This is a genomic window from Enterococcus hermanniensis, assembly GCF_001885945.1.
Classification (GTDB): domain Bacteria; phylum Bacillota; class Bacilli; order Lactobacillales; family Enterococcaceae; genus Enterococcus_A; species Enterococcus_A hermanniensis.
The window spans coordinates 98,095-113,952 of the sequence record NZ_JXKQ01000002.1 but is presented as its reverse complement, the minus strand read 5'-3'; the positions used below and the strand labels follow the sequence as shown (position 1 = coordinate 113,952).

The following is a 15,858-nucleotide window of genomic DNA, read 5'->3' as shown; positions in this document are numbered from 1 at the left end:
TTTGATTGACTTTTTTCTAAGTGTTGGACTTCCTATTTTTTTAGTGTAAACTAAAAATGTGAACGGAGGATTTTAAATGATTTCATTACAAGATTATTTAGCTGGAGGAGAAACCACGATTTCAAATCTGCTATTACAAAATTATACAGTGATTGGCCTGACTACTAATGAGTTTATGTTATGGCTACAATTATATTCTGCTCATCAAGCAGGAGAAGACTTTCCTAATTTGACAGTGATAGCGAAGAATATGGGACATTCGACAGAAAATATCTACAAAGGTTTGAACAGTCTAGTTGAAAAAGGATTTATACAATTAGAAACAGCCCAAGATGAACAAGGTCGCCAAAGTGATCATTATGATTGCATGCCTGCCTTTGAAAAATTATCTTTGTTAAAAGAGCAACAACGCTTCCAAGTAGAGGAAGAAAATGATTTAGCAGCTCAAAAACGGATGTTACGATCTTTTGAGCAAGAATTTGGGCGGCCACTCTCACCGATTGAATATCAAAAAATCGGCTACTGGGTAGATGAAGACCACTATTCACCAGAATTGATTCAACTGGCTTTACAGGAAGCCGTTTTAAACCAAGCTTACAATTTTAAATATATCGAAACAGTTTTACAAAGCTGGGAAAAGAAGAATATTCGATCAAAAGCTCAGGTCGAAGAAGAGCAAAGACGACGTAAAAAAGTATTGCTGCAAAAAGAAGAAAAACAACAAAGCGAAGAATTACCTAAAGTTTCTTTGTATAACTGGCTAGAAAGGAAAGACCCGGATGCTTAGCAAAGAAAAAACAATGGAAGCTATGAACCGAATGTATCAAATGTTTCCTGATGCCATCGGAGAATTACACTCAGAGTCGCCATTCCAATTATTAATTGCAGTGATTTTGAGTGCTCAAGCGACCGATGTTTCTGTCAATAAAGCGACCCCGGCACTATTTGCAGCGTATCCCACCCCTGAAGCTTTGGCGCAAGCACCGATGGAGGATGTGATCGCTAAAATCAAGACTATTGGCTTATACCGCAATAAGGCTAAAAATATTAAAGCTTGTGCACAAATGCTACTAGATGATTTTGGCGGGATCGTTCCCGAATCCCGCGAAGAATTGATCAAATTGCCGGGTGTTGGACGTAAAACAGCAAATGTAGTGTTGGGTGATGCCTTTGGCGTACCTGCAATTGCTGTGGATACTCATGTTGAGCGCGTGACTAAACGCCTTCGTATTTGTAAATTAAATGCTTCAGTGTCAGAAGTAGAAGCGACATTGATGCGGAAAATTCCAAAAGAGTTATGGATTAAGAGTCATCATACATTGATTTTTTTTGGTCGCTATCATTGTACAGCGCGCGCCCCTAAATGTAGTATTTGTCCGTTGTTGGATATCTGTCAAGATGGAAAAGACCGTTTAAAAGCCGTTCGAAATTAATTTCGAACGGCTTTTTTTAATCACTATTGTTTGATTGGTCTTGCGCCGGCGCCGGTGTTTCTTCGGCGGAAGAAGAAGGCGTTGAAGGTGTCGGCGTTTCTTCAACGGAAGAAGAAGGCGTTGAAGGTGTCGGCGTTTCTTCAACGGAAGAAGAAGGTGTTGAAGGTGTCGGTGTTTCTTCTACAGCAGAAGAGCTTGGGGGAACTTCACTGCTGCTTGACGGAACAGTAGCTGATTCAGAAACACTTGGTGTTGTCACTGTTTGCTCAGTTACAGAGCTACTAGGTTGTTGGCTGCTATAAGAACTATAGTTATTATAGTACGAACTTTGACTGGCGTAACTAGATTGGCTCGGAACAGAAGAAGCGCCTTTAACATATAATTCGTTTCCGATTCTTAACACATCACTCGGCATCGTCCAATCTTCATTAGATACATTTTGCGAGACATAACTCATTAATTCACGGTATACATCACTAGCGATCATATTAGATTGCGAAGTGATCGGTTCCATCCGATCATCATATCCCGTCCAAACAGACAAAGAATAATGAGGAGTATACCCGGTAAACATAACGTCAGGCGATACAGAATCATATTGTTGGATTTTTGCTAATTCATCGTCTGTATAGTTAGAAGTTCCGGTTTTACCCGCTTGGAAAAGATTGGCAATTTGAGCATTCGTACCAGTCCCTTTTGAAATCACATCTTTTAACACATCTGTGATCATGTAAGCTGTATAAGGTTCCATCGCTTTGGTTCCTTTGCTTTCAAATGTTTGTTCAGAGCCATCTTGATATTTGATTTTATTGATATATAGCGGCTCATTATAAGTACCACCATTAGCGAATGCCGCATAAGCTGCTGCCATCTTTTCGGTCGAGATTCCGTATTTTGAGCCATCTTGTGTTTCAGTATTACTTGAGATCGCATTGGCTTGTTGAATATTTTTATACTCGATGCCTAAATTATTTAAAAATTTGGTTACATTATCTGTACCGACTTCATTAAATAATTTGACGGCAGGGACATTTCTTGAATCATAGAGTGCTTGACGTAAGGTGATGTTTCCTTGATAGCTGTTATCCCAGTTTTTAACGGGAGTAGTAGTACCTTCATAATTATAGGCACTGTCGCTGATACGAGTTCCAGTCGATTTTTGCAAATATTCAAAAGCAGGACCGTAATCGGTGACAGGCTTAACAGTTGAACCAAAGTCACGATTAGTAGTGACTGCACGGTTTAAGCCTAAATAGACATCATCTGCAATATTTCTTCCGCCGATTTGAGCATTTACTTGACCAGTCTCGCTGTCGACTAACGTTGCAGCTACTTGTAGATTCTCATCGGGATATTGGACATATTCATCACTGTTCACAATTTTATATAATTGCTCTTGCGCACTCATATCTAAATTCGTATAGATATCTAAGCCATCCGTATAAACATCTTTACCAGTTTTTGACTCAACTTGAGTAATGACTTCTTTTACGTAATTATCAGTTACTTTACGTTCTTGGTTGTCTGTTGCTAAAGGTTGTAAGCCTTCATCAATTGGTTCTTTTACTGCTTTGTCATATTCTTCTTGAGAAATTTTTTTATTTGTCAACATAGTATAAAGGACAGTATCTCGTCGGTTTTTCGCAGCCTTTGGATGTTGATAAGGATCGTAAGAATTTGGTGCTTGTGGCATTCCGGCAAGTAGGGCTGTTTGGGCAATGCTTAAATGCTGTAATTCTTTACCGAAATATGTTTCTGCTGCTGTTTCCATTCCGTAAAGACCATTGGCCATATAGACTTTGTTAATGTAATACGTCAAAATTTCTTGTTTTGAATATTTTTTTTCTAATTTAATAGCCAACCAAGCTTCTTGTGCTTTCCGCTTGATCGTTTGATCAGAAGATTTTGTTGAGAAAAAGGATAGTTTGACTAATTGCTGGGTCAAAGTACTACCACCTTGAAGGCCGCCTTTATTTGTAATATTGTGGACTAATGAACCAGCGATTCGAACCGGGTCAACCCCATTATGTTTAAAGAAGCGTCGGTCTTCGACAGAGACGATCGCATCATCTAATTCTTGAGGAATTTTATTCGATTCGACTTTTTCTCTTTTTTCAGCCCCTAAATCTTCAAAAATATTACCATCTTTGTCGTAAAGTTTAGAAGATTGGGTAGCACCTAATTTTGCTTCGCTTAATTTTGGTGCATCTTTCGCATAGAGAAAGAAAAGCCCCATGCCAGCAAGAAGCACGACGCATAGAAAACCAACAAAGCCAACGGCTATTTTGAGACCCAAAGAGCCACCTTTTTTATTTTTTGATTTCATTTTTTTACCTGGAGTGGTCCGCTTATTCTTTTGCGAACGAGAGGTATTAGACATTTGTTTGACTCCTTTTTTCAAGATATTTTTCAACCGCAATTAGATAAGGGATCCGCGGTGCAATTTGTGGAACAATTTCGATTGCTTCATTTTCAATGACGGATAAAGGGATCGATTTCCGACTATTTTCTTGTTCGTTCCAATAGTCTATCAGTTTTTCTGCAGAAAGGAAAAAGCAACGATTTAAACTTGAAAACCATAATAAAACAAAACAAATCGCTTGTTGATTCACGCATTTCTGCATATGCGTAATTTGGTGTTGATGGAAATTCTTTAAAGGAAAAGAAGTTTTATTTTTAGTTTCCTTTGCTTCAAAATCTAAATGATAACCATGGTAGACGCCATTGTAGTCCGTTGTTGAAGGCTGTCTAAAGTAAGCCTCTTTAACGACCGCTGCACTTCTCTTAGGATAATCTACTTTGACGATTTGAAGCGGTGTTGGCTTTTTATGAACAACTGCCTTATCATGAGTTAAGTAGTACTCGTTACTCTGATTGATTGCCTCTTCAAAGTGCATACCACGATTGGCAAATGTTGTTTCTTTTTTCAGCGTTTGCTGAGCTGATTTTTTCAGGGGAAACGATTGTCCATTAGGATAATGAAAGGCCATTTTTTATCACACTCCTATCCATTATTATATCAAATTTTGTCTGAAATATTTTATTTTTAAGCGAAAGTAAGGAAAAAACAATGAAAGAAATAATAAAACGGTTGTATGTTACAGGTTATCAAAGCTATGAGCTAGGAATTTTTAGCGAAAATGACCCACGCGTACAAGTAATTAAGAATATTTTAAAAAAGGAATTAATCAATTTAATTGAAAATGGGCTTGAATGGGTAATGATCAGTGGAAATTTAGGAACTGAAATGTGGGCTGGGCAGATCATTAAAGAATTAAAAAAAGATTATCCAGAAATTTCACTGGCGATCATTCTACCTTTTAAAGAATTTGGTAGTAATTGGAAAGAACCTAACCAATTAGTATTAAATGAATTGGTACAGAGTGCTGATTTTGTTGATTCAGTTAGTCACCAAACCTATCAAAATCCGGTCCAATTTAAAAATCATGTTCATTTTCTATTGCAACACACTGATGGCGCTTTAGTTGTCTATGATTCTGAATATCCAGGTAAGAGTAAATTCTTTTTGTCAGATGTTGAACGTTTTCAAGCGGGAAATTCTTATGATTTGCTTACAATTACCATGGATGATCTAGAAAATTACTCAGACTTTGGTGATAGTGTTTGATTTCCTCAAGTATATCGGCTAGAATGTATAAGAAAGCAAATTAAGTTAAGAGCTAATGAGGTGGAAAAATGGCGAATTTAATCTATACTCCAAATAATATCTTGGAGCAAGAGTTTAAAACAAAAATGCGCGGTTACGATCCAATCGAAGTCGATGAATTTTTGGATAACGTAATCAAAGATTATGAGGCCTATAACAAAGATTTATTAATGTTGAAGGAAGAAAATGACCGTTTGAAAGCAAAAGTTGAACAACTATCCAAAGCTCAACCTGCTCCTTCACGTGTGAAAGAAGCTGCGCCTAAGAGTTCTGCAGTGACAAACTTCGACATTTTAAAACGCCTATCAAATCTTGAAAGAGAAGTATTTGGAAAGAAACTTGATCAACAAGCCAACAACCAAACAGCTTCTACTGATTTAAGTCAAAATTATACACAAGACGAAAGTGATATTGAAAAAACTCGTCAATTTTAAAACAAAAATGAGTGATGCAATTTTCGGGTGATCGCGGTTTGCTATACGCAAGCTGAGGAAAGTCCATGCTCGCACAGACTGAGATGTCTGTAGTGTTCGTGCTTAGCGAAAAAATAAGCTAAGGTACTTCTTAGGAAGTAACGGCAGAAAAAAGGGCTAAGGAGCAATCTATGCCTAAGTATTCTTGAAAGTGCCACAGTGACGAAGCATTTTGAGAAATCAAAATGGTGGAACGCGGTAAACCCCTCGAGCGAGCAACCCAAACTATGGTAGGGGCGCTTTTTCTAAGGAAATGAACGATGAAAGAGACGACATTATGTCGGAGATAGATGATTACCACGACGATTACACTTCCCTGAGTTAATCGCCGTACAAAACATGGCTTACAGAAAATTGCAGCAATTCAGGGTGTACCTTCCAACTTTGTTGTGAAGGTTTTTTTATTGAATAGAATCATTGAGGTAATGTAGGATCTTTTTTACAGAGTCAATATAGAATAAGGAGCTAATATGGAAAAACAATATAATTTGATTGCAACTGCCGCAGCGGGAATTGAGGCATTGGTAGGAAAAGAATTAAAGAATTTAGGCATTGATTGCCAAGTAGAAAATGGTCGTGCCCGTTTTAAAGGGGATTTAGAAACGATTGCCACAGCAAATCTTTGGTTACGAACAGCGGATCGTGTAAAAATTATCGTCGACGAATTTGACGCGTTCACTTTTGATGAACTGTTTGAAAAAGTCAAAGCGATCCCATGGGAAGATTTTTTGCCAATGGATGCTGAATTCCCCGTAGCCGGACGTTCAATCAAATCAAAACTTTACAGCGTGCCTGATTGTCAATCAATCACTAAAAAAGCAATTGTTGAACGATTACGCGAAGTGTACCACCGACCATCACGAGTACCATTACCTGAAACGGGCGCTTTCTTTCAGCTAGAAGTGGCACTCTTAAAAGACCATGTAGTATTGACAATCGATACGACGGGGCCAAGTCTTTTTAAACGAGGATACCGTTTAGAAAAAGGGGGCGCTCCTTTGAAAGAAAATATGGCAGCCGCTTTAGTGATGCTGACAAATTGGCGTAAAGACCGTCCATTTTATGATCCAGTTTGTGGTTCCGGTACTTTGTGTATTGAAGCAGCATTGATTGGCCATAATATCGCCCCTGGATTTAATCGTGAATTTGCTTGCGAAGCTTGGGATTGGTTTGATCCTAAAGTTTTTGAAAAAGTTCGAGCTGCAGCGGATGAAGCAGCCGATTATGATATCGAATTAGACATTGCTGGATCAGATATCAACGGTCGGATGGTCGAAATTGCTCGTGCGAATGCCGAAGAAATTGGATTAGGGGATTCAATTACTTTTACACAACGAGCAGTCAAAGATTTTAAAACCGAAAAAGATTATGGCGTCATTGTTGCTAATCCGCCTTATGGAGAACGTTTGGGCGAAGAAGAACAAGTGCGCATCTTGTATCGTGAGATGGGAGATGTCTTCCGTCCGTTAAAAACTTGGAGTAAGTATATTCTGACTAGTGACTTGGCTTTTGAAGAATTCTATGGTGCAAAAGCTACGAAAAAACGCAAACTGTATAATGGTGCGATCCGTACCGATCTATTCCAGTATTGGGGCGAAAGACCCCCAAGAAAACCTCGGACAGATGGAGAAAACTAAATTAGCTGCTGTCCGTCAATATGCTTATGAAAAATTAGGTCAAGATCGAAGTGGCCATGATTTTTATCATGTTGAGCGAGTAGCGAAGATTGCTAAGTGTTTGGCAGCTGAAGAAAAGATTACTGATACAACGCTTATCCAAACAGCAAGTTATCTTCATGATGTCATTGATGATAAAGTTGTAGAAAATGTTGACAGTGAAAAAGAAAACCTTAAAAAATTTTTAAAAAAACTCGAATTTTCTAGTGCTGATATTCAGGATATCTTTTTTATCATCGAGAATATGTCCTATTCTAAAGAACTTGAATTTGGAAAAGTTGATCTTTCAATAGAAGGAAAGATTGTTCAAGATGCTGATCGAATAGATGCATTAGGTGCAATTGGGATCTTAAGGACAGCCTATTATGGCGGTCATACGGAAAGTCCGCTTTATGATCCGAATGTAAAACCAAAAGAGTTTAAGACTAAAAAAGATTACCGTGAAAAAAGTACGGTAATCAATCATTTTTATGAAAAACTGTTTAAATTACCACTGTCGATGAATACAGCTGCAGGATTAAACGAAGCGAATAAACGGGTGGAGTTTATGAAAGAGTTTTTAAAAAGATTTTATAAAGAGTGGGAATTATAAAGAAATGTTAAGTAATATGCTTACAAATTCTCTTTGCGAGACGTTTTATTTCCAGAGTGAAGTCTTTTTTTCTATAATGTGTTCAAGTTAGGAGGAGCTTCTGAATGTTACATCGTGAAATATTGAGTCCCAAAGAAGTTTTAGACAAGATACCCAACCTAGATGAAGGGGTATTTGCCATTCGTTGTGAAATGCCATTAAAAACGTATCAAGTCATTTTATATAAGTATCAAGAAGATTTTTTCTCGATTGAAAATCCAGCATTACTTAGTGCATTGCTGGGTAAAAACGCAGCTGACTTTGGTAGTTCGGATCAACTACTAGATAAGATTGAAGTGTGTTTCGAGGATAATCATTACGAACCAACAACCAAAGAGTGGGTAACACTAGATTTAAACACGTTGAAATTGATAAATAATGTCGAAGTACAATTTTTTGATTTAGAAGAATAACAGGTTTCCTGTTATTCTTTTTTTCTAAATTGGCGAAACAAGTAGTAAAAATTAATCACGCTTAAAATAGCCCCTAATACAAGCGGAACGATCAAGCGTCCTTGGCTATAGCCAAAATTGGTAGCAAAGCTTTCTGGGGAGGTAATTTTTACTACAGACTGGCTATAATTGTAAACTTGATAACTGAAAGTTGTTAGAAAGACTGCTATTAAAGTCAATACAAATCGGCGATAGTCAGTTTTTTTCGCTTTTTTGGTAAAATAGAATATCATATAAATAATCATTAATCCGGCGGGAACGCCGAATGCAAAAAATGGGTTAAGCATAGATGGATCCTCCTTGTTAATTGTCAAATCAAGATGCATCTATTTTACCACACTCTATTAAAAATCTAGCTTGTTTTGAAAAGCTGGAGAGTAATTTAGTTAGGATGAGGGATTTTAGTTTATGAGTAGTTATGTATTTCCAATCAAAGCTGCCGTGTTGACTTTTCCGTTGCTAGCCTTACTGATCACTGCACCATTTTTAATTTATTATTATCGGAAGTATGGGCAACTCGGAAAATTACGTAGTTTGATTTTATATTCTTTTGTTTTTTACCTACTGTGTATTTACTATTTGGTGATTTTACCTTTACCAAGTATTGATGTGGTGGCTCAAATGACAGGGCCGCGATATGAATTACATTTATTTCAATCTTGGCACAATTTTTTGAATCAAACAGTTCTTCAAGTAAATAATCCAAGTACTTATTTACCGGCCATGAAACAAAGTGTCTTTTTGGAACCAGTCTTTAACATCGCGTTATTGTTTCCTTTAGGGGTCTATAGCCGCTATTACTTTAAATTATCATTACCAAAAACGATTTTGATTAGTTTAGGTGTTTCTTTATTTTTTGAATTGACTCAGTTGAGTGGGTTATATTTTATTTACCCGAGACCCTATCGACTTTTTGACGTCAATGATTTACTACACAATACGATCGGTGGAACGCTAGGCTTTTTATGTGCACCGTTATTCACTTTCTTTTTACCAACACGAAATGAATTGGATTCAGAATCTTTAGCTAAAGGTCAAAAAGTATCTTTATTACGCCGTTTTGTGGCCTTCATGATTGATTGGTTTGTGATTGGATTAGTGACGTCCTTATTGAGTCTTGTACCAAATCCGTTGCCGAATAAGTTAACCGTGTTGCTAAATTATTCTTTTGTGCCGTTTGCTTTAGAAGTAATCATTTACTTTATGATTTTTATGTATTGTTGGAACGGCCAAACGCTCGGCAAGAAAATCGTCCGAATAAAAGTCGTAGAAAAAGACCGAAATCATATTCGATTTGTTAGTTTAGTTAAACGTTATAGTGCATTTTATTTATTATTAAATGGTTTATTACAAATTTTTCAGTATACAATGACCCATTTATCTACCGATAACCACACGGTTTTCATTGCTTATGTGACATTTGGTTTTATTAGTTTAGGAATTTTACTTTTATTTCTATTCAACTTATTGTATGCTCTCATAAGAAGAAAAACCCGCCTATTCCATGATAAAGCGAGTCAAACGTATACAATTAGTACGTTAAAGAAAGAGGTAGAACATGCGAACTTTTGAATCATTCAATTTTCAACCATTTATTCTTGAGTCAATTAAGGATAAAGGTTTTACTGAACCAACTGCGGTTCAAGAAAAATTAATTCCCCTAATCAAAAAAGGGAAAAACGTAATCGGTCAATCACAAACAGGTTCCGGCAAAACGCATACATTCTTGTTACCATTAATGGATAAGGTTGATCCTAAAAAAGATGAAGTACAAATTTTGATTACAGCGCCTAGTCGTGAATTAGCAACTCAAATTTATCAAGCAGCTGTTCAAATCGCACAATTTTCACCAGAAGAAATCCGAGTGACAAACTTTGTCGGCGGAACAGATAAACAACGCCAAATAGACAAATTAGGTGCACGCCAACCTCACGTTGTTATTGGGACACCAGGACGTATTTTAGATATGATGAATGAACAGGCGTTAAAAGTTCATACGGCAAATTATTTTGTGATTGATGAAGCGGATATGACATTGGATATGGGCTTCTTACATGAAGTCGATCAAATTGCGGGACACTTGCCAAAACATTTACAAATGCTGGTTTTCTCAGCAACTATTCCAGAGAAGTTACGTCCATTCTTATTAAAATACATGGAAAATCCCGTAATTGAAGAAATTAAATCAAAAGCCGTAATCTCAGACACGATCGAGAATTGGTTATTACCAACTAAAGGAAAAGATAAAAACCGTTTGATTTATGAATTATTAACGATTGGTCAACCCTATTTAGCTATCGTTTTTGCTAATACAAAACAAAATGTCGATGAAATCAGCGACTATTTAAAAGCTAAGGGAATGAAAGTTGCTAAGATTCATGGAGGAATTACCCCGCGTGAACGTAAACGGGTGATGCGTCAAGTCCAAAACCTAGAATATCAATATGTAGTAGCAACCGATTTAGCCGCTCGTGGTATCGATATTGAAGGAGTGTCTCACGTAATCAATGCAGAGATTCCACAAGATTTAGATTTCTTTATCCATCGTGTCGGTAGAACAGGCCGGAACGGCATGTCCGGAACGGCAATCACCTTATACAGCCCAAGCGATGAAAACAGCGTAAGTATGATTGAAAATCTAGGAGTTACTTTCCAACCAAAAGAAATCAAAAATGGTGAGATCTTAGACACATATGATCGTAACCGTCGTAAAAAACGTGAAAAATCAAAAGACGAACTAGATCCGACGTTGATCGGTTTAGTTAAGAAATCGAAGAAAAAAATCAAACCGGGTTATAAGAAAAAAATTGATCGTGCAATTTCTGAATCAAATAAACAAAAACGTCGTCAATCACGTCGTCAAGAAGAACGCGGCGCTCGCAAAAATAAAAAGCGTTCAAATTCATAAATAAAAAAAGACCATGTATCCTTATTATTTGGATACGAGGTCTTTTTTCATTTCTACGCAAGGAATCCCATCTTCTTCAAAAATAGCTGATATGACTGAGTAACCATTTTTCTCGTAAAAAGCTTGCGCGGTGGTTTCTGCTGATAGCTTTGAGGTTGTGCAATTTTCATCCAACGCTCGTTTTTCAATCACGCGTAATAAATCGGTGCCTAAGCCTAAATTGCGATAATCCGGATGGACACAAAGTCGATCTGGGTTCAAACATGTTTTTTCGGTCGTTTGATAACGAACGGTCGCAATAGGGACAGTGCCATCAAAAATGACGAGATACGCTCGATCACTGGTATCAAGTCGATCGAATTCTAATGTAGGAGGAATCGATTGTTCTAAAACAAATACATGATAGCGTAGATAAAAAGCCGCAGCCTGAACAAATGGGCTGGCGTTAAAAATTTTCTCCATCTAATTCCTCATTTCTATCGGATAATGGTATAATTTTAGCATATGAATGTTGGAGGAGGCAGAAAATTTATGAACTTATTAGAACAATTGGATTGGTCGTATTGGAAACGATTGACTCCAAAAGAAAAACGCACCCTATTAAGTCAACTTTTGCTTCATTTTGTGAATCCCTTAATGAAGATCACTGATATCGAATTGAAAGATTTTGACTTGTTTGGGATAAAATGCCAAACCTTTCAATTATCTATCGACGAAGAAGAATTCGTATTTATACCAGGAAATCAACAAGCGATTTTAGGTTGGAATCTAGGAACCAAAGGCCTATCTTTATTAGAAACAGCACCTAATTCGCATGAAATCACCATCCCAAAAGAATTACGCGGTCAATACAATTTTTTTGACGTTGAATCCTTAGGGAAATTGATCGATGAAAAGACGACTAATTTACGTAAAGTTCAGATACCACCAATGTTTGTACAGCGACGTGCACTGCCAGCGGGCACGAATTATCTAGGAATTTATGATTCTGTGACTGGGGGATTTGAAGGGGAAGTAGCTCAATTTTTAACAATCGAACAAGAGATCAAAGAAGTTTTATCACCGAATCTGACACCAGCAGAAAGTTTAACGTGGACCTTTCCTAAAAATGTTTTGTCCGATGGGCAATGGTATATCGAAATGATCCCTAATTCGGATTGTTATGCAGTCTACACCCACGAGCGACATACTTATGCGAGTTTACGGAAGCAGATTCGCCGCAAGAATTTTGATCTATTGACTGAAGATCAATGGGAATATGTGAACGGAGCCGGAAGTCGGCGGTTATTTCGGTGGGGCAATGATTTAGCAGTTGCTGATCCCTCTCGGGGGAAAAATATCCAAAAACTGATGACACAGAGTAATATGTTTGGCTTGTACTTTGATACCTCAATGACTCGGTTTGAGTTAACGGAAGATCCAGGAGTCTTGAAATTGAAAAATCAACAAAATCATACGGGCATTCCAATCGTTGATTTTTTACCTTTATCAACGTATTATGCAAATGATATGATGATGCTAAAAGAGGATGAAATCTTAGCACCTAGTGAGTATCTGTATCGTAAAGCAATTTTAATCAATATCTAGTTTGACTTTTGGCATAGTTTTTTCTATACTCTAAAAAGGATATGGTTTATTCTTTAACGCCTCCACAGAAAGTACACGATTGCTGAAAGTTGTACGTTGCGAAAGATAGATTGCTCCCAAAAAATTTTGATTGAAAAATCAACGCTGCTCAGCGTTAACGAGATGAAGAGGTAATGATCAAACTATCATTGCAATCAAGGTGGTACCGCGAGTTTTCGTCCTTGACTGCAGTGGTAGTTTTTATTTTTTTGAAAAGAGGAGAATACATGAAAAAATTATCAAGCGCTGAAGTGCGCCAAATGTTCTTAGATTTCTTTAAATCAAAACAACACATGATCGAACCTAGTGCATCATTGGTTCCAGTCAATGATGCAACTTTACTATGGATCAACTCAGGTGTTGCCACAATGAAAAAATATTTTGACGGTAGTGTCGTACCAGAAAATCCACGGATTGCGAATGCACAAAAATCAATTCGGACCAATGATATCGAAAACGTTGGGAAAACTGCTCGTCACCATACTATGTTTGAAATGCTAGGGAATTTTTCAATCGGTGATTATTTCAAAGTCGAAGCAATCGAATGGGCTTGGGAATTTTTAACTTCTCCAGAATGGATCGGATTTGACCCGGATAAATTATATGTGACGGTTTATCCTGAAGATAAAGAAGCAAAACGTATTTGGCTTGAAGAAGTTGGTATTCCTGTTGATCACGTTGTTGAAATTGAAGACAACTTCTGGGATTTAGGTGCTGGTCCAAGTGGTCCGGACTCAGAAATCTTTTATGATCGCGGAGAATCATTTAATGATTTAGCAGAAGATGATCCTGAAAATTATCCTGGCGGGGAAAATGAACGTTACTTAGAAATTTGGAATCTAGTATTCTCAGAATTCAATCATACACCACAAGGGACTTATGAACCTTTACCTCATCAAAACATTGATACGGGGATGGGCTTAGAACGAATGGTTTCGATCATCCAAGATGCACCAACAAACTTTGAAACAGATTTATTTTTACCAATTATCGGTAAAGTCGAAGAATTAAGTGGGAAAAAATATGGCGTAGACAAACAATTAGATGTTTCATTCAAAGTTATCGCTGACCACATCCGTTCATTAGCTTTCGCAATCGGGGATGGCGCCCTTCCTTCAAATGAAGGCCGGGGCTATGTTTTACGTCGTTTACTACGTCGTGCAGTTATGCATGGTAAAAAATTGGGCATCGATCAAGCCTTCTTATACAAATTAGTGCCAGTAGTAGGAAACATTATGGTGAGCTATTACCCAGAAGTTAATCAACAAGAAGCCTTTATTGAAAAAGTTGTTCGAACAGAAGAAGAACGGTTCCACGAAACGATCAATGATGGTTTAACGATGCTGAACAACGTATTAGCCGAATTGAAAACAAAAAATGAAACAACTTTAGATGGTAAAGTTATCTTTAAACTATATGATACATTTGGCTTCCCGGTAGAATTAACCGAAGAAGTTGCAGAAGACGAGGGACTTAAAGTCGACCATGAAGGTTTTGAAGTGGAGATGCAAGCACAAAAAGAACGCGCACGTGCCGCACGTTCAACGGAAAAATCAATGGGCGTCCAAACAGCATTACTTGGTGATATCAAGGTTAAAAGCCAATTTGTGGGCTACGATCACTTAGAAAGCGAAAGTGAACTACTAGTGATCTTGCAAAATGATCAGTTAGTTTCTACTGTCAATGAAGGCCAGGCTCGTTTGATTTTTGCGGAAACACCGTTCTATGCTGAAATGGGTGGACAAATTGCCGATCGAGGGATCATTGTTGACCAAGCAGGTAAAATCATTGCCAATGTCACTGATGTTCAAAAAGCACCAAACGGCCAAGCGATGCATACGGTCGAAGTTCTTTCAGCTTTAAATGAAGGTGAAACATACTTTTTACAAGTTAATGCAGCCTTCCGTAATAAAGTTATCAAAAACCATACGGCAACACATGTTTTGCATAAAGCCTTAAAAGAAATTTTAGGCGATCATGCAAACCAAGCGGGTTCATTAGTAACAGACAAACACTTACGTTTCGACTTTACTCATTTTGGCCAAGTCACTGCGGATGAACTAAAAGAAATGGAAAAAATCGTTAACCAAAAAATTTGGGAAGCTATTCCTGTTGTAACGATTGAAACAGACATCGATACGGCTAAAAATATGGGTGCGATGGCACTCTTTGGTGAAAAATACGGGCACGATGTTCGGGTCGTAAATATCGGCGATTGGTCCATTGAACTTTGTGGTGGTACCCATGTCGCTAATACCGAAGATATCGGTTTGTTCAAAATCATTTCTGAATCAGGTATCGGAGCTGGCGTACGCCGGATTGAAGCTTTAACGGGCAAAGAAGCGTACGAAGCTTTCCGAGAAGAAGAAGAACAATTAGTTCAAGTAGCTCAAATCGTGAAATCACCTCAAACTAAAGAGGTCGTAAGCAAAACAGAACAATTGCAACAACAATTGCGTGAATTACAAAAAGAAAATGAGCAATTAGCGACTAAATTAGCAAATCAACAAGCAGGCGATGTCTTTAAAGACGTGAAAGAAATCAACGGCACAACTGTGATCACTGCTCAAGTTAATGTGAAAGATATGAACCAACTTCGTCAATTAGCAGATCAATGGAAACAAAAATCTTTATCTGATGTCCTTGTACTAGGTACCGTTCAAGGTGAAAAAGTAAATCTATTGGCAGCAATGAGTCCAGAAGCAAATCAAAAAGGCTTAAAAGCTGGTGATTTGATCAAAGCAATCGCACCTAAAGTAGGAGGCGGAGGCGGAGGTCGTCCAGATATGGCTCAAGCCGGAGGGAAAAATCCAGCTGGTTTAACAGATGCATTAGCAGAAGTCACTAATTGGTTGGCCTAAATAAATCAAAAAAGTAGTCGCAACGTGCGGCTACTTTTTTTTACATGAAAAACTTCACATCTGTCACAGCATGTTTCTTTCAAAGCACAGAGACATTCTGTATAATTCTAAATGAAATCATTTTGAAAAGA

15 protein-coding genes and 1 other RNA gene are annotated in these 15,858 nt (G+C 37.6%); 12 read left to right on the top strand and 4 right to left on the bottom strand.

Annotation, left to right across the window (positions count from 1 at the left end; translation table 11 throughout):
• Positions 1-76: 76 nt before the first annotated feature.
• Positions 77-787, top strand: coding sequence for a DnaD domain protein (locus RV04_RS02785; protein WP_071856948.1), 711 nt, complete (start codon positions 77-79; stop codon positions 785-787).
• Positions 780-1,433 carry an endonuclease III gene (gene nth, locus RV04_RS02780; protein WP_071856947.1) on the top strand — a complete coding sequence of 218 codons (654 nt, stop codon included), beginning with the start codon at positions 780-782 and terminating at the stop codon, positions 1,431-1,433. Before RV04_RS02785 ends, nth begins: the two co-directional genes overlap by 8 nt.
• A gap of 16 nt (positions 1,434-1,449) precedes the next feature.
• On the opposite strand, the gene RV04_RS02775 is transcribed toward nth, so the two are convergent.
• Both RV04_RS02775 and recU read right to left on the bottom strand, forming a co-directional pair.
• Positions 1,450-3,813 (bottom strand): PBP1A family penicillin-binding protein, encoded by a 2,364-nt coding sequence (locus tag RV04_RS02775; protein ID WP_071856946.1) that lies wholly within the window; start codon positions 3,811-3,813, stop codon positions 1,450-1,452.
• On the bottom strand, positions 3,806-4,423 hold the full coding sequence (recU, locus tag RV04_RS02770) for a Holliday junction resolvase RecU (RefSeq protein ID WP_071856945.1): 618 nt from the start codon (positions 4,421-4,423) through the stop codon (positions 3,806-3,808). The genes RV04_RS02775 and recU overlap by 8 nt, the downstream gene beginning before the upstream one ends.
• 80 nt (positions 4,424-4,503) lie before the next feature.
• On the opposite strand from recU, the gene RV04_RS02765 reads away from it, so the two are divergent.
• From RV04_RS02765 to RV04_RS02740, 6 genes are all read left to right on the top strand, one after another.
• Positions 4,504-5,061, top strand: coding sequence for an SLOG family protein (locus tag RV04_RS02765; protein ID WP_071856944.1), 558 nt, complete (start codon positions 4,504-4,506; stop codon positions 5,059-5,061).
• 68 nt (positions 5,062-5,129) lie between these two features.
• The gene (gene gpsB / locus RV04_RS02760; protein ID WP_071856943.1) at positions 5,130-5,534 is read left to right on the top strand and encodes a cell division regulator GpsB; all 405 of its coding nucleotides are present in this window, start codon (positions 5,130-5,132) and stop codon (positions 5,532-5,534) included.
• A 19-nt stretch (positions 5,535-5,553) separates the two neighbouring features.
• An RNA gene (gene rnpB, locus RV04_RS02755) (RNase P RNA component class B) lies at positions 5,554-5,925 on the top strand.
• A 118-nt stretch (positions 5,926-6,043) separates the two neighbouring features.
• A complete protein-coding gene (locus tag RV04_RS02750) occupies positions 6,044-7,210 on the top strand; it encodes a THUMP domain-containing class I SAM-dependent RNA methyltransferase (protein ID WP_071856942.1) in 1,167 nt (388 codons plus the stop codon).
• Positions 7,197-7,841 (top strand): HD domain-containing protein, encoded by a 645-nt coding sequence (locus RV04_RS02745; protein WP_071856941.1) that lies wholly within the window; start codon positions 7,197-7,199, stop codon positions 7,839-7,841. Before RV04_RS02750 ends, RV04_RS02745 begins: the two co-directional genes overlap by 14 nt.
• A 104-nt stretch (positions 7,842-7,945) precedes the next feature.
• Positions 7,946-8,293, top strand: a complete 348-nt coding sequence (locus tag RV04_RS02740; protein ID WP_071856940.1) for a hypothetical protein — start codon at positions 7,946-7,948, stop codon at positions 8,291-8,293.
• A gap of 11 nt (positions 8,294-8,304) precedes the next feature.
• Here RV04_RS02740 and RV04_RS02735 read toward each other — a convergent pair whose 3' ends face one another.
• Positions 8,305-8,619 carry a hypothetical protein gene (locus RV04_RS02735; RefSeq protein WP_071856939.1) on the bottom strand — a complete coding sequence of 105 codons (315 nt, stop codon included), beginning with the start codon at positions 8,617-8,619 and terminating at the stop codon, positions 8,305-8,307.
• A 121-nt stretch (positions 8,620-8,740) separates the two neighbouring features.
• Between RV04_RS02735 and RV04_RS02730 the strand changes: the two genes are divergently transcribed.
• Positions 8,741-9,904, top strand: a complete 1,164-nt coding sequence (locus tag RV04_RS02730; RefSeq protein WP_071856938.1) for a VanZ family protein — start codon at positions 8,741-8,743, stop codon at positions 9,902-9,904.
• Entirely contained in the window at positions 9,891-11,240 is a 1,350-nt protein-coding gene (locus tag RV04_RS02725) for a DEAD/DEAH box helicase (protein ID WP_071856937.1), read from the top strand. The genes RV04_RS02730 and RV04_RS02725 overlap by 14 nt, the downstream gene beginning before the upstream one ends.
• Before the next feature lie 24 nt (positions 11,241-11,264).
• Here RV04_RS02725 and RV04_RS02720 read toward each other — a convergent pair whose 3' ends face one another.
• The gene (locus RV04_RS02720; protein WP_071856936.1) at positions 11,265-11,702 is read right to left on the bottom strand and encodes a GNAT family N-acetyltransferase; all 438 of its coding nucleotides are present in this window, start codon (positions 11,700-11,702) and stop codon (positions 11,265-11,267) included.
• Positions 11,703-11,771: 69 nt separating this feature from the next.
• Between RV04_RS02720 and RV04_RS02715 the strand changes: the two genes are divergently transcribed.
• On the top strand, positions 11,772-12,827 hold the full coding sequence (locus RV04_RS02715; protein WP_071856935.1) for a DUF7278 family profilin-like fold-containing protein: 1,056 nt from the start codon (positions 11,772-11,774) through the stop codon (positions 12,825-12,827).
• Between the two features lie 266 nt (positions 12,828-13,093).
• Positions 13,094-15,727: an alanine--tRNA ligase gene (alaS, locus tag RV04_RS02710; RefSeq protein ID WP_071856934.1), complete on the top strand. Its 2,634-nt coding sequence runs from the start codon at positions 13,094-13,096 to the stop codon at positions 15,725-15,727.
• Positions 15,728-15,858: the final 131 nt, after the last annotated feature.

Coding starts and splice junctions, on each gene's coding strand:
- RV04_RS02765 (WP_071856944.1), top strand. CDS start 4,504: ATGAAAGAAATAATAAAACGGTTGTATGTTACAGGTTATCAAAGCTAT.
- RV04_RS02715 (WP_071856935.1), top strand. CDS start 11,772: ATGAACTTATTAGAACAATTGGATTGGTCGTATTGGAAACGATTGACT.
- RV04_RS02775 (WP_071856946.1), bottom strand. CDS start 3,813: ATGTCTAATACCTCTCGTTCGCAAAAGAATAAGCGGACCACTCCAGGT.
- RV04_RS02740 (WP_071856940.1), top strand. CDS start 7,946: ATGTTACATCGTGAAATATTGAGTCCCAAAGAAGTTTTAGACAAGATA.
- nth (WP_071856947.1), top strand. CDS start 780: ATGCTTAGCAAAGAAAAAACAATGGAAGCTATGAACCGAATGTATCAA.
- RV04_RS02730 (WP_071856938.1), top strand. CDS start 8,741: ATGAGTAGTTATGTATTTCCAATCAAAGCTGCCGTGTTGACTTTTCCG.
- RV04_RS02785 (WP_071856948.1), top strand. CDS start 77: ATGATTTCATTACAAGATTATTTAGCTGGAGGAGAAACCACGATTTCA.
- RV04_RS02720 (WP_071856936.1), bottom strand. CDS start 11,702: ATGGAGAAAATTTTTAACGCCAGCCCATTTGTTCAGGCTGCGGCTTTT.
- RV04_RS02750 (WP_071856942.1), top strand. CDS start 6,044: ATGGAAAAACAATATAATTTGATTGCAACTGCCGCAGCGGGAATTGAG.
- RV04_RS02745 (WP_071856941.1), top strand. CDS start 7,197: ATGGAGAAAACTAAATTAGCTGCTGTCCGTCAATATGCTTATGAAAAA.
- gpsB (WP_071856943.1), top strand. CDS start 5,130: ATGGCGAATTTAATCTATACTCCAAATAATATCTTGGAGCAAGAGTTT.
- alaS (WP_071856934.1), top strand. CDS start 13,094: ATGAAAAAATTATCAAGCGCTGAAGTGCGCCAAATGTTCTTAGATTTC.
- RV04_RS02725 (WP_071856937.1), top strand. CDS start 9,891: ATGCGAACTTTTGAATCATTCAATTTTCAACCATTTATTCTTGAGTCA.
- recU (WP_071856945.1), bottom strand. CDS start 4,423: ATGGCCTTTCATTATCCTAATGGACAATCGTTTCCCCTGAAAAAATCA.
- RV04_RS02735 (WP_071856939.1), bottom strand. CDS start 8,619: ATGCTTAACCCATTTTTTGCATTCGGCGTTCCCGCCGGATTAATGATT.